The 21602-nt window shown below is 74.9% G+C and carries 20 protein-coding genes (1 of these 20 only partly in view); 9 read left to right on the forward strand and 11 right to left on the reverse strand.

Translation table 11 applies throughout. The features are described 5' to 3' along the window. Window positions 1–4 precede the first annotated feature (4 nt). Window positions 5–1468 (forward strand): argininosuccinate lyase, encoded by a 1464-nt coding sequence (gene argH, locus CLT72_RS02050; RefSeq protein WP_101409267.1) that lies wholly within the window; start codon window positions 5–7, stop codon window positions 1466–1468. A 41-nt stretch (window positions 1469–1509) separates the two neighbouring features. On the opposite strand, the gene CLT72_RS02055 is transcribed toward argH, so the two are convergent. Both CLT72_RS02055 and CLT72_RS02060 read right to left on the reverse strand, forming a co-directional pair. Further along, the gene (locus tag CLT72_RS02055; RefSeq protein WP_101414883.1) at window positions 1510–1866 is read right to left on the reverse strand and encodes an MmcQ/YjbR family DNA-binding protein; all 357 of its coding nucleotides are present in this window, start codon (window positions 1864–1866) and stop codon (window positions 1510–1512) included. Window positions 1867–1916: 50 nt separating this feature from the next. After that, a complete protein-coding gene (locus CLT72_RS02060; protein WP_101409268.1) occupies window positions 1917–2333 on the reverse strand; it encodes a DNA-binding protein in 417 nt (138 codons plus the stop codon). A gap of 93 nt (window positions 2334–2426) precedes the next feature. On the opposite strand from CLT72_RS02060, the gene CLT72_RS02065 reads away from it, so the two are divergent. The 3 genes from CLT72_RS02065 to CLT72_RS02075 all read left to right on the forward strand — a co-directional run bounded on the left by CLT72_RS02065 (window position 2427) and on the right by CLT72_RS02075 (window position 4924). After that, the gene (locus tag CLT72_RS02065) at window positions 2427–3056 is read left to right on the forward strand and encodes a DNA-3-methyladenine glycosylase (RefSeq protein WP_374208848.1); all 630 of its coding nucleotides are present in this window, start codon (window positions 2427–2429) and stop codon (window positions 3054–3056) included. Window positions 3057–3209: 153 nt separating this feature from the next. After that, window positions 3210–4304, forward strand: a complete 1095-nt coding sequence (locus CLT72_RS02070; RefSeq protein WP_101414884.1) for an LLM class flavin-dependent oxidoreductase — start codon at window positions 3210–3212, stop codon at window positions 4302–4304. Beyond that, a complete protein-coding gene (locus CLT72_RS02075) occupies window positions 4301–4924 on the forward strand; it encodes an FMN reductase (RefSeq protein WP_101409270.1) in 624 nt (207 codons plus the stop codon). The genes CLT72_RS02070 and CLT72_RS02075 overlap by 4 nt, the downstream gene beginning before the upstream one ends. Before the next feature lie 48 nt (window positions 4925–4972). On the opposite strand, the gene CLT72_RS02080 is transcribed toward CLT72_RS02075, so the two are convergent. The 3 genes from CLT72_RS02080 to CLT72_RS02090 form a co-directional block, all read right to left on the reverse strand. Further along, entirely contained in the window at window positions 4973–5842 is an 870-nt protein-coding gene (locus tag CLT72_RS02080) for a universal stress protein (RefSeq protein WP_101409271.1), read from the reverse strand. Between the two features lie 127 nt (window positions 5843–5969). Further along, entirely contained in the window at window positions 5970–6866 is an 897-nt protein-coding gene (locus CLT72_RS02085; RefSeq protein WP_101409272.1) for a universal stress protein, read from the reverse strand. A gap of 50 nt (window positions 6867–6916) precedes the next feature. Continuing rightward, window positions 6917–9589 (reverse strand): cation-translocating P-type ATPase, encoded by a 2673-nt coding sequence (locus CLT72_RS02090; protein ID WP_486484167.1) that lies wholly within the window; start codon window positions 9587–9589, stop codon window positions 6917–6919. A 252-nt stretch (window positions 9590–9841) separates the two neighbouring features. Between CLT72_RS02090 and CLT72_RS02095 the strand changes: the two genes are divergently transcribed. Beyond that, window positions 9842–10318, forward strand: a complete 477-nt coding sequence (locus CLT72_RS02095) for a cyclic nucleotide-binding domain-containing protein (protein ID WP_101409274.1) — start codon at window positions 9842–9844, stop codon at window positions 10316–10318. Between the two features lie 65 nt (window positions 10319–10383). Here the strand turns inward: CLT72_RS02095 and pflA are convergent, their stop codons facing one another. The 5 genes from pflA to ppdK form a co-directional block, all read right to left on the reverse strand. Beyond that, the gene (gene pflA, locus CLT72_RS02100) at window positions 10384–11133 is read right to left on the reverse strand and encodes a pyruvate formate-lyase-activating protein (RefSeq protein WP_199184449.1); all 750 of its coding nucleotides are present in this window, start codon (window positions 11131–11133) and stop codon (window positions 10384–10386) included. Then, a complete protein-coding gene (gene pflB / locus CLT72_RS02105) occupies window positions 11130–13373 on the reverse strand; it encodes a formate C-acetyltransferase (protein WP_101409275.1) in 2244 nt (747 codons plus the stop codon). The genes pflA and pflB overlap by 4 nt, the downstream gene beginning before the upstream one ends. Before the next feature lie 68 nt (window positions 13374–13441). Then, window positions 13442–14452: an alcohol dehydrogenase catalytic domain-containing protein gene (locus CLT72_RS02110; protein ID WP_089000918.1), complete on the reverse strand. Its 1011-nt coding sequence runs from the start codon at window positions 14450–14452 to the stop codon at window positions 13442–13444. Window positions 14453–14579: 127 nt separating this feature from the next. Beyond that, window positions 14580–14933: a hypothetical protein gene (locus CLT72_RS02115; protein WP_396801776.1), complete on the reverse strand. Its 354-nt coding sequence runs from the start codon at window positions 14931–14933 to the stop codon at window positions 14580–14582. A gap of 123 nt (window positions 14934–15056) precedes the next feature. Next, window positions 15057–17714: a pyruvate, phosphate dikinase gene (ppdK, locus tag CLT72_RS02120; protein WP_101409277.1), complete on the reverse strand. Its 2658-nt coding sequence runs from the start codon at window positions 17712–17714 to the stop codon at window positions 15057–15059. Between the two features lie 143 nt (window positions 17715–17857). On the opposite strand from ppdK, the gene CLT72_RS02125 reads away from it, so the two are divergent. The 3 genes from CLT72_RS02125 to CLT72_RS02135 all read left to right on the forward strand — a co-directional run bounded on the left by CLT72_RS02125 (window position 17858) and on the right by CLT72_RS02135 (window position 20491). Further along, complete coding sequence (locus CLT72_RS02125; protein WP_101409278.1) at window positions 17858–18340, forward strand: GNAT family N-acetyltransferase; 483 nt, start codon at window positions 17858–17860, stop codon at window positions 18338–18340. Between the two features lie 52 nt (window positions 18341–18392). Continuing rightward, window positions 18393–19037: a hypothetical protein gene (locus CLT72_RS02130; RefSeq protein ID WP_101409279.1), complete on the forward strand. Its 645-nt coding sequence runs from the start codon at window positions 18393–18395 to the stop codon at window positions 19035–19037. A 131-nt stretch (window positions 19038–19168) separates the two neighbouring features. Further along, window positions 19169–20491: a hemolysin family protein gene (locus tag CLT72_RS02135; protein WP_101409280.1), complete on the forward strand. Its 1323-nt coding sequence runs from the start codon at window positions 19169–19171 to the stop codon at window positions 20489–20491. Between the two features lie 4 nt (window positions 20492–20495). Here the strand turns inward: CLT72_RS02135 and CLT72_RS02140 are convergent, their stop codons facing one another. After that, window positions 20496–20903 (reverse strand): PaaI family thioesterase, encoded by a 408-nt coding sequence (locus tag CLT72_RS02140; RefSeq protein ID WP_172896682.1) that lies wholly within the window; start codon window positions 20901–20903, stop codon window positions 20496–20498. A gap of 83 nt (window positions 20904–20986) precedes the next feature. On the opposite strand from CLT72_RS02140, the gene tyrS reads away from it, so the two are divergent. Next, window positions 20987–21602, forward strand: partial view of a tyrosine--tRNA ligase gene (gene tyrS / locus CLT72_RS02145; protein ID WP_101414886.1) — the beginning only. The gene runs 671 nt beyond the window's last position; 616 of the gene's 1287 nt are visible here — the first part of the coding sequence; it begins with the start codon at window positions 20987–20989; its stop codon lies off the right edge, out of view.

The following is a 21602-nucleotide window of genomic DNA, read 5'->3' on the forward strand; positions in this document are numbered from 1 at the left end:
CACAATGGGCGGCGTGGACGACAAGAGCCTGACCGAGAACAGCGCCGCGACCAACCGCACGAGCCTGTGGGGTGGCCGGTTCGCCGGCGGCCCCGCCGAGGCACTGGCCCGCCTGTCGGTGAGCGTGCAGTTCGACTGGCGGCTGGCCCCGTACGACATCGCGGCGTCCCGCGCGCACGCCCGCGTGCTCGCGGGGGCCGGCCTGCTCGACCCGGAGGAGCTGGGCCGCATCCTCGCCGCCCTGGACGACCTGGAGGCGGCCTGCGCCTCGGGGCAGTTCCGCCCCACGGTCGACGACGAGGACGTGCACACCGCCCTGGAGCGCGGGCTGCTGGAGCGGCTCGGCAGCCTCGGCGGCAAGCTGCGCGCCGGCCGCTCCCGCAACGACCAGGTCGCCACCGACCTGCGGCTCTACCTGCGCGACCACGCCCGGGGCGTGGCCGGCCGGCTGGTCGAGCTGGCCGACGCCCTGGTGGAGCAGGCCGAGCGGCACGTGGAGACGGCCGCGCCCGGCATGACGCATCTCCAGCACGCCCAGCCGGTCACCTTCGGGCACTGGCTGCTGGCGCACGTGCAGCCGCTGCTGCGTGACCTGGAGCGGCTGCGTGACTGGGACCACCGCACGGCGGTCAGCCCGCTCGGCGCGGGCGCGCTCGCCGGCTCCGGCCTGCCGCTGGACCCGGTGGCCGTCTCCAAGGAACTGGGCTTCCGCACGTCCTTCGCCAACTCGATGGACGCCGTGGCCGACCGGGACTTCGTCGCCGAGTTCCTGTTCGCCACCGCGATGATCGGGGTGCACCTGTCCCGCCTCGGCGAGGAGGTGGTGCTCTGGACGTCGCAGGAGTTCGGCTGGGTCGAGCTGGACGACGCGTTCGCCACCGGCTCGTCGATCATGCCGCAGAAGAAGAACGCGGACATCGCCGAGCTGGCGCGAGGCAAGTCCGGTCGGCTCGTCGGCGGGCTGATGAGCGTGCTGACCATGCTCAAGGGCCTGCCGATGACCTACGACCGGGACATGCAGGAGGACAAGGAGCCGGCCTTCGACGCGGTCGACACCCTGGAGCTGCTGCTGCCCGCGCTCGCCGGGATGATCTCCACGATGACCGTACGCGCCGACCGCCTCGTCGCGGCCGCGCCGGTGGGCTTCTCCCTCGCCACCGAGGTGGCCGACTGGCTGGTCCGCCGCAACGTGCCGTTCCGCGACGCGCATGAGATCACCGGCAAGCTGGTGGCGCTCTGCGTGGCCCGGGACTGCGCCCTCGACGAGGTCAGCGACGACGACCTCGCGGCGGTCAGCGAGCACCTCGACCCGTCGGTGCGCGACGTGCTCTCGGTCCGCTCGGCGCTCGCCGCCCGGATCACGCCCGGCTCGACCGGCCCCGGGCCGGTCGCCGACCAGCTCGCCGCCGCCGCCGACCAGCTCGTCGGCTGGCGGGAGTGGGCCGTCGAGCGGGTCGTGCCCCGCTGAGTCGCCGACCCCGCGCGGCGCCACCCGGTGCCGCGCGGGGTTCAGCCCGCCGGGCGTTCGCGCTTCGGCAGCTTCGCCACCACCGCGTCGTACGAGGCGTCGACCGCCTCGATCAGCTCCTCGTCGTCGATCCCGCCGGCCAGGCGCAGCGTGTTCCAGCCGGAGCGCCCGATGTACGGCGACGGCCGCGCGTCGCCCGGGTGCCGGTGCAGCCACTCGTCGGCCACCTCCCGGCTCGGCCCGCACTTGACCCCGACCGTCGGGTCGTCGGCCCCGGAGGAGCCCAGGAAGGCGAAGATCCGGCTGCCGACCTTCACCACCTCGTCGCCCTCCCACGGCTGGTCCAGCCGGGCGCCCGGCTTGCCCAGGCAGTACGCCAGCATCTCCTCGCGCGTCATCGCGTCCTCCTCGACACCGCTGTCGGGCCCAGTCTCGCCCATCGGCGGGGTCAGTCGGTGGTGGCGGTGCGGGCGGAGAGTCGTTCGTAGCGCTGTTTGGCGGCCTGCGCGCTGCCCAGCCCGAGCCCGTACGCGATCTGCTGCCAGGTCAGCCCGCGGCTGCGGGCCAGCGTCAGCAGCCCCGCCTCCATCGTGTCGACCTCGGCACGCAGGTGCGGCACGAGGGTGAGCGCCGCGACGAGGTCCGCGTCGTCGACCGGCTCCTCGCCGGGCTCGACCTCGGCCCCGCCGGCGGCCAGGGCGGTGACCAGCGCGACCGCCTCCCAGGTGTCCGGCAGGTAGGGGTTGGTGTGCCGGCGGCGTTGAGCCTCGGTGCCGGCGTGCCGCTCGCTGATGCGGTGCAGCGCCTCGTAGGTGCGGTGGGCCCTGGCCCGGCTCGGGTCGGGACCGGTGAAGGAGTCGGTCATGCCCACACTCCAGCATGCAAACGAACCGTTGTCAACGAAATGTTGATAAGCGGTCGGCGTCGACCGCCGCCGGCAGATAGGGTCGTTGCCGTGGTGGCGTACTCCGACCGTCGCCCCGCCGACCTCGCGGGGCTGGCCGACCTGCTCGCCGGGGACGTGGTGCCGGCGGCGCGCGGCCTGCTGGGCTGCCGACTCACCGCCGGCGGCGTCACCGTCCGGATCACCGAGGTCGAGGCGTACGCCGGGACGGCCGGGGACCCGGCCTCGCACGCGCACCGGGGCCGCACCCCGCGCAACGCCGTCATGTTCGGGCCGGCGGGGCACGCCTACGTCTACTTCACCTACGGCATGCACTGGTGCATGAACGTCGTCACCGGGCTCGACGGGGAGGCCTCGGCGGTGCTGCTGCGCGCCGGCGAGGTGGTCGACGGCGTCGAGGCGGCCCGCGCCCGACGCCCCGCCGTACGCCGGGACGTCGACCTGGCGCGCGGGCCCGCCCGGCTCTGCGCGGCCCTGGGCATCGACAAGGGCGCCTACGGCCGCTGGCTGCTCGGCGACGGCCCCGTCCGCCTGCGCCCGGCCGACGTGCCGGTGCCCGCGGAGGCGATCGCGGCCGGGCCCCGGGTGGGCGTGACCGGCGCGCACGACGTGCCGTGGCGGTTCTGGATCGCCGGCGATGCCACCGTGAGCGCCTACCGCCGGCACGTGCCGCGCAGCCGCTGACCTGCCCGGGCGCCTGCCGCGCGATCCACGCGAACGCGTGACGGCGGCCACCGGCGGCGCCTCCGGCGGCGGAATAGTTGACTCGTCAAATATGTTGTGCCGTGCGTCCGGGAGCCGTACGGCCCCGGCCAGGGACGACACGAGGAGCTGGTCATGCAGTTCGGAGTCTTCACCGTCGGCGACGTCACGGTCGACCCGACCACCGGTCGCGAGCCGACCGAGCATGAGCGGATCAAGGCGATGGTCACCATCGCGCTCAAGGCCGAGGAGGTCGGCCTCGACGTCTTCGCCACCGGCGAGCACCACAACCCGCCGTTCGTGCCGTCGTCGCCCACCACCATGCTGGGCTTCATCGCCGCCCGCACCGAGCGCCTGCTGCTCTCCACCTCCACCACGCTGATCACCACCAACGACCCGGTGAAGATCGCCGAGGACTACGCGATGCTCCAGCACCTCGCAGACGGCCGGGTGGACCTGATGATGGGGCGCGGCAACACCGGGCCCGTCTACCCGTGGTTCGGCCAGGACATCCGCAACGGCATCCCCCTCGCCATCGAGAACTACGACCTGCTGCACCGGCTCTGGCGCGAGGACGTCGTCGACTGGAAGGGCCGCTTCCGCACCCCGTTGCAGTCGTTCACGTCGACGCCGCGCCCGCTCGACGGCGTGCCGCCGTTCGTCTGGCACGGCTCGATCCGCAGCCCCGAGATCGCCGAGCAGGCCGCCTACTACGGCGACGGCTTCTTCGCCAACCACATCTTCTGGCCGAAGGAGCACACCCAGCGGATGGTCGGGCTCTACCGGCAGCGCTACGCCCACTACGGCCACGGCTCCGCCGACCAGGCCATCGTGGGCCTCGGTGGGCAGGTGTTCATGCGGCGCAACTCGCAGGACGCGGTGCGGGAGTTCCGGCCGTACTTCGACAACGCGCCCGTCTACGGCCACGGCCCGTCGCTGGAGGAGTTCACCGCCCAGACGCCGCTGACCGTGGGCAGCCCGCAGCAGGTCATCGACCGCACGCTGGGCTTCCGTGACTACGTCGGCGACTACCAGCGTCAGCTGTTCCTCATGGACCACGCCGGCCTGCCGCTGAAGACCGTGCTGGAGCAGCTCGACCTGCTCGGCGAGGAGGTCGTGCCCGTGCTGCGCAAGGAGTTCGAGTCGCTGCGCCCGGCGCACGTGCCGGCCGCGCCCACCCACGCCTCGCTGCGGGACGCCGAGCGGGCCGGGGCGGAGGCCGGCCGATGAGCCGCCGTACCCTCGCCGTGGTGTCGGCCGGGCTGGGGCAGCCCTCGTCGACCCGGCTGCTCGCCGACCAGCTCGCCGCGGCCACCCGCGACGAGCTGGCCCGGCGCGGCGACGACGTCGACGTACGCCCCGTGGAGCTGCGCGAGCACGCCCACGACGTCGTCAACCACCTGCTGACCGGCTTCCCGTCGCCCGCACTGCGCCAGGTGCTCGACACGGTCACCGGCGCGGACGGGCTGATCGCCGTCACGCCGATCTTCCACGCCTCGTACAACGGGCTGTTCAAGTCGTTCTTCGACCTGGTCGGGCCCGGCGCGCTGGCGGACCGGCCGGTGCTGGCCGGGGCCACCGGCGGAACGGCCCGGCACTCGCTGGCGCTGGAGCACGCCGTCCGGCCGATGTTCGCCCACCTGCGCTCGGTCGTGGTGCCCACCGCCGTCTTCGCCGCCCCGGAGGACTGGTCCGCCGGGGTCGCCGACGGCGCGCTGCGGGCGCGGATCGTCCGCGCCGGCAACGAGCTGGCCGAGCAGATCCACCAACGGCCGGCGTCCACCGGCCCCGCCGACCCGTTCGCGCTCACCACCAGCTTCGACGAGCTGCTCGGCGGCCGGGACCGCTGAGGCCCGCCGGCCCGCCGACCCCACCCGGGGCCGGCGGGCCGGGGCACGTCAGCGGGCGTGACCGTACGGGCGGGCCACCAGCACCGGGCAGTGCGAGTGCTGCACGAGGGCCTGGCTGACCGAGCCGAGCAGCAGCCCGGCGAAGCCGCCCCGGCCCCGGGAGCCGACCACCACCAGCGCCGCGTCCGCGCTGGCCTCGACGAGCGCCTGCTCGGCCTTCGGCGCCCGGAGCACCCGCGCCTCGACGGCCAGCCCCGGGTGGCTGCCCCGCACGGCCGCCTCGGCGGTGGCCAGCAGCTCGGCGGACTCCGCGTCCGGCGTCCGGGTCGCCCCGTCCGCCGGGCCGTCCCCGTCGGGCGGCTGGACGTGCACCAGCACCAGCCCGTCGCCGCGGCGGGTCGCCTCGTCGGCCGCGTACCCCACCGCCAGCTCGGCGGACTCCGACCCGTCCACCCCGACCAGCACCGGCCCGGCGACGGGGATCGGCTCCTCGGCGGGACGCACCACCAGCACCGGGCAGTGCGCGTGCGCGGCCACCTGCGTGCCGACCGAGCCGAGCAGCAGCCCGGCGAAGCCGCCCAGCCCCCGGCTGCCCACCACCACCAGCTCGGCCCGTCGGGACTCCTCGACCAGCGTCGCCCCCGGCCCGCCCGCCACCTGGCGCACCTCGACGGTCAGCCCCGGACAACGCCCCTCGAGGTCGACGGCCGTGCGATCCAACATCTTCTGCGCCTCCTCGGTCGGCGCCGGCAACCCCACGTCGTACGGGTTGAGCGGCACCCCGTAGCCGAGCGGGTGCAGGTAGCCGTGTACCAGGTGCAGGGGGCGCGACCGCAGCACGGCGGCCCGCGCGGCGTGCTCCGCCGCCAGCAGGCTCGCCGGGGATCCGTCCACACCCGCCACCACGGGTCGGTTCATCAGCCCTCCCAGAGGTCGATCAGGTCATTGTCGACGCGGCACCGCCGGGGCGCCGGCATTTGCGCCGACGCCGTCGCGCCGGCCGGGGGAGCGGCCGACGCGACGGCGTCGTGGTGCGGTGACCGGGTCAGGACGCGTCGGCCTGCTTGGGGTGCCGCACGATCACCAGCGGGCAGTGCGCGTGGTGCAGGACCGCGTGGCTGACCGAGCCGAGCAGCAGCCCGCCCAACGCGCCCCGCCCGCGCGCGCCCACGACCACCAGTTGGGCCTTCTTCGACTCCTCGACCAGTACGCCGCCGGGGGAGCCGCGGACCAGCCGGTGCTGCGCCGGCACGTCGGGGTAGCGCTCGGCGAAGCCGGCGAGGGACTCCGCGAGGGCGCGCTCCTCGTCCGCGGCGAGGGCGTCCAGGTCGTAGACCAGGGGCAGGATGTCGCCCGGGCCGACCGGCGTCGGGTAGAGCCAGGCCTGCACCGCGACCAGCGGGGCGCCCCGACGGCTCGCCTCCTCGAAGGCGAACGCGACGGCCTCGAGGGAGCACTCGGAGCCGTCGACGCCCACCACGACCGGGCCGTCGGCACGCTGCTCGCCGCGTACCACCAGGACGGGGACCTTCGCGTGGGCGGCGGCCTGCACGGTGACGGAGCCGAGCAGCAGCCCGGCGAAACCGCCTAGGCCCCGGTGGCCCAGCACCAGCAGGGCGGCGTCCTGGGACTCGCCGAGCAGGACGGGAGTCGCCGCGCCGTCGACCACCACGCCGGTCACCGGCACGTCCGGGGCGGTCTTGTTGGCCTCGGCGATGGCCTCGGCGACGAACCGCTCGGCCTGGTTGCGCAGGCCGGCGCCGGCCGGCGCGCCCTCCGCGGCGCCGAGCGGGGCGCGCGTCAGGGGCCAGATGAAGGCGTGTACGACCCGCAGCGGACGCTGCCGGTCGGCCGCCTCCCGCGCCGCCACCCGGACCGCGTCCAGGGCGGCGGCCGAACCGTCCACACCCACCACGACGGGGGCACCGGTCTTGATGGTCATCGACTCCTCCTTCTGTCCAACTCCAGCCTGCTCCCTCCGAACGCTACCGGTCAGGGCCGGGCGTCCCGACCGGTGGGACCTTGGTCCCGGATCGCAGGCCAACGGGCGTCGACGGCGTCCGTCCCCGCGCCCGTCGCGGCGACGTCCATCCCGGCCGGATCCGTCCCGACGGCGCCCGTCGGGGTGCCGCCGGCCGGCCGGCGGGCCAGCCGCAGCACCAGTCCGGGCAGCACACTGACGGCGGCGCAGGCCAGCAGCTCCGCCGCGCCGAGCGGCTCGGTGCCGAGCAGCTCCCGCAGCGGAGGCAGCAGCACCCCGGCGACCTGGAGCAGCGCGGAGACCGCCACCGCGACCGGTAGCGCCCAGTTGCCGTGCCGGGCGCCGCGCGGGCGCGGCGCGCGTACCGCGAGCGCCACCCCGAGCTGGGCCAGGCCGAGCACCACGAAGACCACCGACTGCCAGGGCCGGTCCCAGTGCGCGGCGAGCACCCCGGCGCCGAGCACCACGGCGGCGATCAGCGCGCCGGTGACCAGCACGTCGCGACCCAGGCCGGCACCGAGCACCGACTCGGACGGGGAGCGCGGCGCCCGACGCAGCGTGCCCGGCTCCGCCGGCTCCGCGCCCAGCGCCACGCCCGGCACGCCGTGGGTGAGCAGGTTCACCCAGAGGATCTGCGCCGGCAGCAGCGGCACGGCCAGCCCGAACAGCGGACCGAGCAGCATCACCGCGATCTCGGCGACCCCGCCGGAGAGCGCGTAGCGCAGGAACCGGCGGATGTTGTCGTAGATGCGGCGGCCCTCGCCGATCGCCGCGGCGACGGTGGACAGGTCGTCGTCGACGAGCACCAGGTCGGCGGCCTGCCGGGCGACCTCCGTGCCGCCGCCCATCGCCACCCCGATGTCGGCCCGGCGCAGCGCCGGAGCGTCGTTCACCCCGTCGCCGGTCATCGCCACCACGTGCCCCCGCGACTGGAGGCCGGCGATGATGTCGAGCTTCTGTTCCGGCTGGGTCCGCGCGAACACCCGTGCCTGCGGGTGCGCCCGCGCCGGGTCGCCGTCGTCCCCGCGTACGACCGGGTCGCCCTCGCGCCAGAGCCCGAGCTGGCCGCCGATCGCCGCGGCGGTGGCGGGGTGGTCGCCGGTGATCAGCACCAGCCGGACCCCGGCGTCGTCGAAGCTGCCCGCGATGTCGGCCGCGCCCGTGCGCAGCGGATCGCCGACGGCGACCAGCCCCACGGGCCGCAGCCCGACCGGCCGGGCGGGGTCGGCCGGCGGGGCGTCCACCACGGCGGACGCGACCGCCAGCACCCGCAGCCCCTCGGCGGCCAGCCGGTGCGCGGCGGCGGTCAGCTCGGCGATCTCCTCGGCGGAGGCGTCGACCAGCGGCGCGGCCAGCACGTTCTCCGGGGCACCCTTGCACACCACCAGGTACCGCTGGTCGCAGGAGCGGTGCACGGTGGTCATCCGGCGCAGCTCCTGGTCGAAGGGGTGCTCGGCGACGCGCGGCCACGCCGACCGGGTGCGCTCCGGGTCGAGCCCGCACCGGGCGGCGAAGGCGACCAACGCCGCCTCCAGCGGGTCCCCGACGGCCGTCCACTCCGGCCGCTCGTCGGTGGGCGGTGCCAGGGTCGCGTCGTTGCAGAGCAGCCCGGCCCGCGCCAGGCGGCGCAGGTCGTCCGGTACGGTCACCGGCGCGCCCCGCTGGTGCACCGCGCCGTGCGGCGCGTAGCCGCTGCCGGTGACGCCGTAGCGGGAACCGTCGCCGGTGACCGCGTGCTGTACCGCCATCCGGCCCTCGGTCAGCGTGCCGGTCTTGTCCGAGGCGATGACGGTGACGGAGCCGAGCGTCTCGACCGCGTGCAGCCGGCGGGGGATGGCCCGCGCCCCGGCCATCCGGCGCGCGCCGAGGGCCAGGGCGAGGGTGACGACCGCCGGCAGCGACTCCGGCACGGCCGCGACCACCAGGCTCACCGCGGTGACCGCCATGTCGACCACCGGCCGCCCGCCGACGACGCCGATGACGAAGACCAGTCCCGAGAGCACCACCGCGGCGAAGCCGAGCATCCGGCCGAGTCCCGCGAGGCGGCGCTGCAGCGGGGTGGCGGCGGGCCGGGTGGACGCGACCAGGGCGCTGATCCGGCCGAGCGCGCTGGCGGCGCCCGTGCGTACCACCGTGCCGGTGGCCCGCCCGGTGGTGACCACCGTCCCCGCGCTGGCCTCCTCGCCCGCGCCGCGCGCCACCGGCACCGACTCGCCGGTCAGCGCCGACTCGTCGATGCTCAGCCGGGCCGCCTCGGCGAGCAGCACGTCGGCGGGGACCACGTCGCCGGCCTCGACGCGTACCAGGTCGCCACGGACGAGGTCGGCGGCGGGCAGGACGACGTCGCGGCCGTCCCGTACGACCCTGGCCGTGGGCGCGGCGAGCTGGTCCAACGCGGCGATCGCCCGGTCCGCGCGGACCTCCTGCACCACCCCGATGGCGGTGTTCACCAGCACCACCAGCACGATCACCGCGGTGTCCGGGTAGTCGCGCAGCACGGCGGTGACCACGGCGGCGGCCAGCAGCAACGCCACCAGCGGATCGGTGAGCTGGTGCAGTACCCGGCCGCCCAGGTGCCGGCGGGCCGGCGCGACCGCAGCGTTCGGCCCGTCCGCGCGCAGCCGCGCGGCGGCCTCCGCCGCGCTGAGCCCGGCCGCCGGCCTGGTCGAGGTGTCAGCGGGCACCGGTACGCCCCCCGATTCGCCGCCGTCCGGACTGTCCCACGTCGTCCTCCGCCCTGCCGTGGCGCCGTCGCGGCGCACCCTGCCGATTCCACCCTCGCCCCCTCGCGCGGCACCCGCCAGGGGAGTTGCGCCCGCGCGACCCGGGACCAACGGCCCTGCCGCCCGTACCCGCCGCGCGGTCCAATGGGGAGCCGGAACGACCCGTCGCGGGCACCGGTGACCGCCGGCCCCGCCCGACGAAAGGGGCACCGCATGACCACCCTGGACGTGTTGCGCGCGCACCCGTTCCTCGCCGGGCTGCCCGAGCCGTGGCTGCCCCGGCTCGCCGGCCACGCCCGGCCGGTGGTCTGGCACCCCGGCTACCGGCTGTTCCGGGCCGACCGGCCCGCCGAACGCTTCTGGCTGGTCCGCGATGGTCGGGTGGCGCTCGACTTCGCGGTGCCCGGCCGGGGCGACGTGGAGATCGAGACCATCGGCCCGGGTGGGGTGCTGGGCTGGTCGTGGCTGTTCCCGCCGTACCGCTGGCAGTTCGGGGCGGTGGCCGCCCAGCGCAGCACGGCGGTGGAGTTCACCGCCGAGGGGGTGCGCCGCCTGATGGAGTCCGACGACGCGCTCGGCCGACAGCTCACCACCCGCTTCATGAGCGTGGTGGTCGACCGGCTGCACGCGGCCCGGGGCCGGCTGCTCGACCTGTACGGCTACCCCGTGGACGCCCCGCCCGCCGCCTGAACCGCAGGCCCGTCCGCCGCCCGCGCTCCCGTCGCCCGGCGCACCGTCGGGCCGCGCGCCCCGCCTCAGCAGACCGTCAGGCCGCGCGCCGCGAACTGCCCACGGACCCGCTCCAGCAGCTCCGGCGTGGGCGGCTCGGTGTCGGCGAGGGGGAACCGCAGCCCCAGCTCCGCGTACTTGTGCGCGCCGAGGCGGTGGAACGGCAGCACCTCCACCCGCTCGACCGTGGCGAGCGAGGCCGCGAAGTCCGCCACCCCGGCGACGTTGGGCACGGCGTCGGTGAGCCCCGGCACCAGCACGAAGCGGATCCAGACCGGGGTGCCGCGGTCCGCCAGCCGGCGGCCGAACCGCAGCGTCGGCGCGACCTCGCCCGTGCCGGTCACGGCCCGGTACGTCGCCGGGTCCCACGACTTGACGTCCAGCAGCACCAGGTCGGTGGCGTCGAGCAGGGCGTCGTCGGCGCGCTCGCCCAGGAAGCCGGACGTGTCCAGGGCCGTGTGCAGGCCCAGCTCGTGGCAGCGGCGCAGCACCTCCCCGGTGAACCGGGGCTGCTGCAACGGCTCCCCGCCGCTGAGCGTCACCCCGCCGCCGGCGACCGTGATGAACCGCCGGTACCGCTCGATCTCGGCGACCAACTCGTCGACGCTCCGGCGCTGGCCGCTGCGCCGGTACCAGGTGTCCGGGCTGTGGCAGTAGCGGCAGCGCAGCGGGCACCCGGCGAGGAACGCCACGAACCGGATGCCGGGGCCGTCCACCCCGATCGACAGGTCGAAGGAGTGCACGGCCCCGGTCAGCTCCCGCTCGGCGGTGCTCACAGCGCGCCGTGGAACGTGCGGGACACCACGTCGCGCTGCTGCTCGGGGGTGAGCCGCACGAAGTTGACCGCGTACCCGGACACCCGCACGGTCAGCTGCGGGTACCGCTCGGGGTGGGCCATCGCGTCGAGCAGCGTCGCCCGGTCGAGCACGTTGACGTTGAGGTGGAACCCGCCCGCGTCGGCGTACCCGTCGAGCACCCCCGCCAGGTTGGTGATCCGCTCCTCGCGGGTGTGGCCCAGCCCGTCCGGGGTGACCGTGCCGGTCAGCGAGATGCCGTCGCGGGCGGCGTCGTACGGCAGCTTCGCCACCGACAGCGCCGCCGCGACGAGGCCGTGCGTGTCCCGCCCGTTCATCGGGTTCGCGCCGGGGGCGAACGGCTCGCCGGCACGCCGCCCGTCGGGGGTGCCACCGGTGTGCCGGCCGTACACCACGTTGGAGGTGATGGTCAGCACCGACAGCGTCAGCTCGGCGTCGCGGTAGGTGCGCTGGCGGCGCAGCTTCTCCGCGAACGTCTCCACGAGCCACACGGCGATCTCGTCGGCCCGGTCGTCGTTGTTGCCGAAGGTGGGAGGATCGCCCTCGACGACGTAGTCGACGGCCAGGCCGGTGGCGTCGCGCAGCACCTTCACCCGGCCGTACCGGATCGCCGCGAGGCTGTCCACCGCGACCGACAGGCCGGCGATGCCGGTGGCCATGAACCGGCGCACCGGGTGGTCGTGCAGGGCCATCTCCAGCCGCTCGTACGCGTACCGGTCGTGCATGTGGTGGATGACGTTCAGCGCGTCCACGTACGTCTCGGCCAGCCAGTCCAGCGTCCGGTCGTACGCGGCCAGCACCTCGGCGTGGTCGAGGACCTCCCCGCCGACCGGCGGCGCGGCCGGCGCCACCTGCTCGCCGGTCAGCTCGTCGCGGCCGCCGTTGATCGCGTAGAGCAGCGCCTTGGCGAGGTTGGCCCGGGCGCCGAAGAACTGCATGTCGCGGCCCACCCGCATCGCCGACACGCAGCAGGCGATCGCGGTGTCGTCGTCGTACGCCGGGCGGATCAGGTCGTCGTTCTCGTACTGGATGGCGCTGGTGTCCAGCGACACCTGCGCGCAGAACCGCTTGAATCCCTCCGGCAGCCGCGGCGACCAGAGCACGGTCAGGTTCGGCTCCGGCGCCGGGCCCAGGTTGTAGAGGGTCTGCAGGTAGCGGAAGCTGGTCCGGGTCACCAGCGGCCGGCCGTCGGCGCCCATCCCGCCCAGCGACTCGGTCACCCACGTCGGGTCGCCGGAGAAGAGCTGGTCGTACTCGGGGGTGCGCAGGAACCGGATGATCCGCAGCTTGATCACGAAGTCGTCGACCAGCTCCTGGGCGGTCGTCTCCGTCAGCCGGCCCTCGGCCAGGTCCCGCCGCAGGTAGACGTCGAGGAAGGTCGCAGTGCGCCCCAGCGACATCGCGGCCCCGTTCTGCTCCTTCGTGGCCGCCAGGTACGCGAAGTACAACCACTGCACGGCCTGCCGGGCGGTGGCGGCGGGCACGGAGACGTCGAAGCCGTAGCCGGCGGCCATCTCCTTCAGCTCGCCGAGGGCCCGGGCCTGCTCGGCCAGCTCCTCCCGCTCCCGGATCACGTCGTCGGTCGACGGCCGCGCGTCCAGCGCCGCCTTCAGCGCCCGGCGCTCGGCGACGAGCCGGTCCACCCCGTACAGGGCCACCCGCCGGTAGTCGCCGATGATCCGCCCGCGACCGTACGCGTCCGGCAGCCCGGTGATGACGTGCGAGCGGCGGGCCGCCAGCACGTCGGCCGGGTACGCGTCGAAGACCGCGTCGTTGTGGGTCTTGCGGTACGTGGTGAAGATCCGGTGCACGACGGGGTCCGGCGTGAAGCCGTACGCCTCGAGGGCGGCCTCGACCATCCGGAGCCCGCCGGCGGGCATGATCGCCCGCCGCAGCGGCGCGTCGGTCTGGAGGCCGACGATCAGCTCCCTCTCCCGGTCGATGTACCCGGGACCGTGCGACGTGATCGTCGACGGGGTGGCGGCGTCCACGTCGAGCACGCCCCGGCGGCGCTCGGCGACGAAGAGCTCCTGCAACGCCCCCCAGACCGCCAGGGTCCGGTCGGTCGGTCCGGCGAGGAACGACCCGTCCCCGGCGTACGGCTCGTGGTGGCGCCGGATGAAGTCCGCCACGTCGACGGACTCCCGCCAGGTGCCGGCGGCGAAGCCCCGCCACGGGTCGAGGTGCTGATTCGCGGCCATGATCGGTCCCTTCCGAGCGCCGGTGGGTGGGGCCCGGCCGCCGTGGTCACGGCGGCCGGGCGGGCGGGTCAGGGCTGGAGCACCAGCCGGGCGGCGACCCGCCCGGCGAGCACGTCCTCCATCGCCTCGTTGATCTCGTCGAGCTTGCGCACCTCGTGGACGACCCGGGTGCGGCCGGCCGAGTGCAGGCGGAACACCTCCGCCAGGTCGGCGCGGGTGCCGACGATCGAGCCGATCACGGTGATCCCCTTGAGGACGGTCTCGAAGACCGGCAGGCTCATCGTGTTGTCCTTCGGCAGCGAGACCAGCACCAGCCGGCCGCCGCGACGCAGGCAGGCGTGCGCCTGCGCGATCACGGTCGGGCTGGCGGCCAGCACGACCGCCACGTCGACGCCGCCGAGGGCGGTGATCGCCTCGACCGGGTCGACCCGGGACGCGTCGACCGTGTGCGTCGCGCCGAGGGAGGTGGCCAGGTCCAGCTTCTCCCCGGTGACGTCCACGGCCACGGTCTCGGCGCCGTGCAGCTGGGCGTACTGCTGCGCGAGGTGCCCGAGCCCGCCGATGCCGAAGATCGCCACCCGCTCGCCGGGCCGCACCCCGGCCACCCGGACGGCCTTGTACGTGGTCACGCCCGCGCAGGTCAGCGGGGCCGCCTCCACCGGGTCGACGCCGGCCGGCACGCGGACGGCGTAGCGGGCCGACGCGAGGGCGTACTCGGCGTGCGCGCCGTCGATCGCGTAGCCGGTGTTGCGCTGCGACTCGCACAACGTCTCCCAGCCGCTGACGCAGTACTCGCAGGTTCCGCAGGCCCAGCCGAGCCAGGGCAGCGCGACCCGGTCGCCGACGGCGTGCTCGGTGACGTCGGGGCCGACCCGCTCGACGATGCCGACCCCCTCGTGGCCGGGGACGAAGGGCGGGTTCGGCTTGACCGGCCAGTCGCCGCGGGCGGCGTGGATGTCGGTGTGGCACAGCCCGCTGGCCTCGATCCGGACCAGCACCTGGCCGGGGCCGGGCTCCGGCACCGGCACGTCGAAGATCTCCAGCGGACGATCGAACGCGGTGACGACCGTGGCTCGCATCGGGGGCCTCCCAGCTCTTGTCTCGCTTCCACCCACCATCGTGCCGGCCGGGGCCGGGGCCGGGCAGAGGCTCAGGACCGTCCCGGCCCGGGACCTCCGACCCCTGTCGGCAGGTCGTCCGCCGGGCTCAGCGTTCGATCACCAGCCGGCGGGCACGCAGGACGCGGGCCCACCACGGACGGGGGGCGCGTGGCGTCGGGGCGGGCAGGCCCTTGAGGCTGACCCAGCCGCCCGGTCCCATGGTGAGCGCGCCGATCGCCGGCGGCCGGCGCCGGCCCCGCGCCGCCACCGCGGCGGCGGCCAGACCGACGGCGAGCACGCCGACGGTCGCGCCGAGCAGACGGTCGGGGTCGAACACGGGACGGTAGCGGACCCGGCCGCCATGCAGGACGAACGCGCCGACCGGACGACCGTGGTGGGTCACCGGCACCAGCGCGGCCGTGGGCGTGCCCGGCAGCTCCAACACCGGTCCCACCGGCACGGGGGGCACCGGTGGCCGCCCGGGCACAGGCGTGGCGCTGTGGGCAGGTGGATCGGCCGGACGCACCGACGGCGCGAACGGGGGGCCGGTGGGGTTGAGGATGGCGGTCATCGCGGGCACCTCCTAGCGGGAATCGGGGACGGCGCCGCCCCCGGTGGTGGCCTGCCCGGCCGCCAGCCGGGCGATCGGCACCCGGTACGGCGAGCAGGAGACGTAGTCCAGACCGGCGTCGGCGAAGAAGCCGATCGAGTCGGGGTCACCTCCGTGTTCCCCGCAGACGCCGACGGTCAGCTCCGGGCGGGTGACCCGCCCCTCGGCCACGGCCAGCCGCACCAACCGGCCGACCCCCTTGGCGTCGACGGTCTCGAACGGGGAGACGCCGAACACCCCACGCTCCAGGTAGGTGCCGAAGAACGAGCCCTCCACGTCGTCACGGGAGAAGGCCCAGGTGGTCTGCGTCAGGTCGTTGGTGCCGAAGGAGAAGAAGTGCGCCTCGGCGGCGATCTCGCCGGCGGTCAGCGCGGCGCGCGGTGTCTCGATCATGGTGCCGACCGGGATCGGCGGGATACCCGGCACCCCGGCCAGCACCGCCTGCGCCTCGGCGCGCACCGCGGCCAACTCCCGGACGTCGCCGACCAGCGGCACCATGATCTCCGGGCGGGGGTCGCCGCCGTCGCGCGCCCGCTGCGCCGTCGCCTCCGCCACGGCCCGTACCTGCATGGCGAACAGGCCGGGCACCACGAGGCCGAGCCGCACTCCGCGCAGGCCGAGCATCGGGTTGGTCTCGTGCATCCGGCGCACCGCGGCCAGCAGCGTGGCGTCGTGGCCCGGGTCCTCGCCCAATGCCTCGGCGCGGGCCACCCGGGCGGTGAGCTCGTGCAGCGGGGGCAGGAACTCGTGCAGCGGCGGGTCGAGCAGCCGGATGGTGACCGGTAGCCCGTCCATCGCGGCGAGGATCCCCACGAAGTCCGCCCGCTGCAACGGCAGCAGCGCGTCCAGGGCGGCGTCCCGCTCGGCCGGGTCCTCGGCCAGGATGAGCCGCTCCACCAGCTCCCGGCGCGGGCCGAGGAACATGTGCTCGGTGCGGCAGAGCCCGATCCCCGCGGCCCCCAGCCCGCGCGCCCGCCGTGCGTCCTCCGGGGTGTCCGCGTTGGCGCGTACGCCCAGCCGGCGCACCGCGTCGGCGTGCGAGAGCAGCCGGTCCACGGCGGTGACGAGGCGGTCGCCCTCCGGCGTCACCTCGCCGGCCAGGTAGCGGGCGACGGGGGAGGGCCGCGTCGGCACCCGCCCGGGGTAGACCCGGCCGGTGGTGCCGTCGATGGAGATCAGGTCGCCGGCGCGTACCACCCGGTCGCCGACGGTGAACTCGCCACGCTCCGCGTCGATCCGCAGCGCGTCGGCCCCGCAGACGCAGGTCCGGCCCATGCCGCGGGCGACCACGGCCGCGTGCGAGGTCTTCCCGCCACGGGAGGTGAGCACCCCCTGGGCGGCGATCATGCCGGGCAGGTCGTCCGGATTGGTCTCCGGGCGAACCAGGATCACCGGCCCGGTGGCCGCCGCGGCGGCCACCGAGTCGAAGACCACCGTGCCCACCGCCGCGCCCGGCGAGGCGCCCACTCCGGTGACCAGCGGTGCCGGCGCGGCGGCGAGGTCGAAGGCGGGGAACATCAGCTGGGCCAGCTGCGCACCGGTGACCCGGTGCAGCGCCTCGTCCAGGGTGATCAGTCCTTCGTCGACGAGCTGCGCGGCGATCACGAACGCCGCCGCCGGGGTCCGCTTGCCGACCCGCGTCTGCAGCATCCACAGCCGGCCGCGCTCGACGGTGAACTCGACGTCGCAGAGGTCCCGGTAGTGCCGCTCCAGCGTCGCCATGATCTCCGTCAGCCGGCGGTAGCTGGTCGGGTCGATCCGCTCCAGCTCCGGCAGCGCGACGGTGTTGCGGACGCCGGCCACCACGTCCTCGCCCTGTGCGTCGGCGAGGTAGTCGCCGTACACGCCGGGCTGCCCGGTCGCCGGGTCACGGGTGAACGCCACGCCGGTGCCGGAGTCCGGGCCCAGGTTGCCGAAGACCATCGCCATCACGGTGACCGCTGTGCCCAGGTCGCCCGGGATGTGCTCCTGCCGGCGGTAGAGCACCGCCCGCTCCGCGTTCCACGACTCGAACACCGCGCGGATCGCCAGGTAGAGCTGCTCGTGCGGGGCCTGCGGGAAGTCGTGCCCCACCTGCGCCGCGAACACCTTCTTGTACGTCTCGACCAGCGCGCGCAGCTGTGCCGCGTCGGGCCCGGCCGGCCCCGCCGCGGCGCGCACCGCCGTCAGCTCCCGCTCGAACTCCTCGGCCGGCACCCCGTACACGGTCCGGCCGAACATCTGGATCAGCCGACGGTAGGAGTCCCACGCGAAGCGCGGGTCTCCGCTCTGCGCGGCCAGCCCCGCCACCGTCGCGTCGTTGAGCCCGATGTCCAGGATCGTCTCCATCATCCCCGGCATGGAGTACCGCCCACCGGAGCGGACCGCCAGCAGCAGCGGGTCGTGCGGGTCCCCGAGCCGGCGGTCGAGGCGCGCCTCGACCTCCCGCAGGTGCGCGTTGACCTCGTCGAAGAGCCCCACCGGCGGCCGGGCGTCGGCCAGGTACGCCCGGCACGCCTCGGTGGTCACCGTGAACCCGGGCGGCACCGGCAGCCCCAGTCGGGTCATCTCGGCCAGGTTGGCGCCCTTGCCGCCGAGCAGGTCCGCCCTGCTCCGGTCGCCCTCGATGAAGTCGTAGACGTACTTGGTCATGGTGCCGGCCTCCTCCGCATCCGCCGGGAACCTCGTCCCTCCTCGTTGGTAGCAACGCGGCAGCCACCCACGACAGGGCCGGAAGGGACACCGACCGGGCCGGAGGTCCCGGACGTGTCGTACCCGGGCCCTATCCTCGGGCGGTGACCGCCGACCTGCGCCTGCGTCCCGTCCGCGACGACGACCTGCCCGCCTTCTTCAGCCACGAGCAGGACGTCGAGGCCAACTGGATGGCGGCCTTCGGGCCGAAGGACCCGACCGACCGGGAGCGCTTCGACGCGCACTGGCGCCGCGTGCGCGCCGACGAGCGCATCGTCGTCCGCACGGCGGTCGTCGACGGCGAGGTCGTGGGCCACGTGGTCGCCTTCCCCGTCGACGAGCGCACCGAGGTCAGCTACTGGATCGACCCGCGCCGCTGGGGCCGGGGCTACGCCACGGCAGCGCTCACCGCGCTGCTGCGCGAGCTGCCCCGGCGGCCCGTGCACGCCCGCGCCGCCAAGGACAACCGGGCCTCGCTCGCCGTGCTGCGCAAGTGCGGCTTCGTCGTCATCGGCGAGGACAAGGGGTACGCCGACGGCCGGGGCGCCGAGGTCGAGGAGTGGGTGCTGGAGCTCCCCGCGGACTGACCCGCCGCCGCCCGCCGGGCCGCCGGCTCGGGGCGCCCACTACTCTCGCGGCGTGAACTGGCTGGAACTGATCGGCTGGACCGGCTCGGCGCTGCTGGTCTGGTCGCTGCTGCAGACGCGCATCCTCCGCCTGCGTGCCCTGAACCTGGTCGGCTGCCTGATCCTGATCGGCTACAACGCCGCCGTGCAGGTCTGGCCCATGGTGGGGCTGAACGTCGTACTCGCCGTGATCAACGTCTGGTACCTGCGGACGATGCTCGCCACCCGCCACGACGAGGCCACCTACCAGGTGGTGGAGGTCGGGGTCGACGACCAGTTCCTGGCCCACACCCTGAAGGTGCACGCCGCCGACATCGCCCGGTTCAATCCCGGCTTCCGCTGGCCCCCCGGCAGCGCCGCCGAACGCTCCGCCTTCCTGGTGGTGCGCGCCGACGAGGTGGTCGGCGTGGTGCTGTCGCACGCCGCGGCGGACGGCGTGGCGCAGGTCGACCTCGACTACGTCACCCGGCGGTTCCGGGACTTCACCCCGGGCGAGTTCGTCTACCGGCGCAGCAGCCTCTTCACCGATCGCGGGTTCCGCCGGGTCGTCACCCCGCCCGGCATGGTCGCCCCGTACTACCACCGGCTCGGCTTCCGCCCCGAGGGCCGCTCGTACGTCCTCGACCTGCCCGCCCCGCCGGTCGGCGGGCGCGCCTGATCACATCCTGCGCCGCAGGAGGATTCGCCGGCCGGCCCGGTGGGCACAGACTGGCCTACGCCGGCCGTGACCTTCGGCCGGCGGTGCCCGTCGTGCCGGCGGGCACCGGTCCCGCGTGAGGAGAGCCGGGAGTGCAGAGCATCTGGACCCAACTGGCCCTGGTCGGTGTCCTGGTCGTCCTCAACGCGGTCTTCGCCGGCAGCGAGATGGCGCTGGTCTCGCTGCGGGACAGCCAGATCCAGCGGTTGGAACGCACCAGCCGGGCCGGCCGGGTGCTGGCCCGCCTCGCCAAGGACCCGAACCGCTTCCTGGCCACCATCCAGATCGGCATCACCCTCGCCGGCTTCCTGGCGTCGGCCGCGGCGGCGGTGTCGCTGGCCAAGCCCCTGGTGCCGCTGCTCAGCGCGCTCGGCGGCGCCGCCGAGACCGTCGCGATCGTGGTGGTCACCCTCGCGTTGACGTTCGTCACCCTGGTCTTCGGCGAGCTGGCCCCGAAGCGGATCGCCATGCAGGCGGCCGAGCGGTGGGCGCTGCTGGTGGCCCGTCCGCTGGACCTGCTCGCCTCCGTGACCCGGCCGGCCGTCTGGGCGCTCGGTGCCACCAGCGACCTGGTCGTACGCCTGGTCGGCCTCAACCCCAAGCACGAGCCCGACGAGATCGGCCCCGACGAGCTGCGGGACATCGTCTCCGGCAACCACGGCTTCACCAAGGAGCAGCGCACCATCATCGCCGGCGCCGTGGAGATCGCCGACCGGCAGCTGCGGGCGGTGCTCGTACCCCGGTTGCAGGTCTTCACGCTCGACAGCGGGACCACGGCGGAGGCCGCGCGGCTGCTGCTGGCGGCCACCGGCCACTCCCGGGCGCCGGTGGTGCGTCACGGCGGCCTCGACGACGCGGTCGGCGTGATCCACCTGCGTGACCTGGTCGGCGTCCCCGAGCACCGGCCGGTCGACGAGTGCGCCCGCCCGCCGATGCTGCTGCCGGACTCCCTGCCGGTGGTGGACGCGCTGCGGCAGTTCAAGGCCGAACGCCAGCACATCGCCCTGGTGGTGGACGAGCGGGGCGCGGTCGACGGGATCGTCACCCTGGAGGACATCCTGGAGGAGATCGTCGGGGAGATCTACGACGAGACCGACCGGGACGTGCGTTCCGTACGCACCGAGCCGGACGGCACGATGTGGCTCCCCGGCACCTTCCCCGTGCACGACCTGGCCGACGTCGGCGTCGAGCTGCCCGGCCGCCCCGGCGGCGACTACACCACCATCGCCGGCCTCGTGCTCGCCTGCCTCGGCCACATCCCCACGGTGGCGGGGGAGAGCGTCGTCGTCGACGGTTGGGAGCTGGAGGTCGCCCGCATCGACCAGCGCGCCATCACCGGGGTACGACTGCGCAAGCGCGCCGAACCGGCGCCCGACGACGACACCGAGGCCGTGCTGGACGAGGCCCGCAGCTGAACGGTCAGGCCGGATAGAGGTTCTGCAACCGGACCTGTCCCCGGGCCACGAGCCGGGCGTCGGCGTCGGTGATCTCCACCTGCCAGAGCTGCTGGCTGCGCCCCCGGTGCACGGGCGTGCCCACGGCGGTCAGCTCGCCGTCGTGCACCGCGCGCAGGAAGTCGGTCTGGTTCGACACGCCCACGACGCGTCCCCGCTCGCCCAGCCACAGCGCCCCGCCGATGCTGGCGGCGGTCTCGGCCACCGAGCAGTAGACGCCGCCGTGCTGGATCCCGAACGGCTGGTGCAGCTCGGGGCGGACCTGCCAACGGATCACCACCCGGTCGCGGCCCACCTCGTCGAGTTCGAGGCCGAGCAGGGCGACGAAGCCACCCGTCAGATCCGGCATGTCCACGGCGTTTCCCTCCTCGATCACGGCGCCGCCAGCCTACGCCGCCGCGTCGCCCGGCAAACCCGCTACGTCGCGTCCCCGGTCATGGGGGAGAATCGGTGACCGTGACCGACAGCAGCCTCCCGCCGCCCGGGCGGGACTCCCTGACCGATGACCTGCGGTGGCGGGGCCTGATCCAGGACTCCACCGGCCTCGACGAGCTGCGTACGCTCCTCGACGGCGGTGCCGCCGCCTACTACGTGGGCTTCGACCCGACCGCGCCGAGCCTGCACGTCGGCCACCTCATGCAGGTCGCCACGGCGCGTCGGCTCCAGCTCGCCGGGCACCGCCCGCTGCTGCTCGTCGGTGGCGCCACCGGTCAGATCGGTGACCCGAAGGAGAGCGCCGAGCGCACCCTCAACCCACCCGAGGTGGTCGCCGGCTGGGTGGCCCGGATCCGCGACCAGCTCGCCCCCTTCGTCTCGTACGAGGGGGAGAACGCGGCCCAACTGGTCAACAACCTGGACTGGACCGGCGAGATGTCGGTGGTCGAGTTCCTCCGCGACGTCGGCAAGCACTTCCCGGTCAACAAGATGCTGGCCCGGGAGGTGGTCCGGGCGCGGCTGGAGAGCGGCATCAGTTTCACCGAGTTCAGCTACCAGCTGCTCCAGGCCAACGACTTCTTCGAGCTGCACCGCCGGCACGGCTGCCAGCTCCAGTTCGGCGGCTCGGACCAGTGGG

Source organism: Micromonospora sp. CNZ309 (assembly GCF_002846525.1).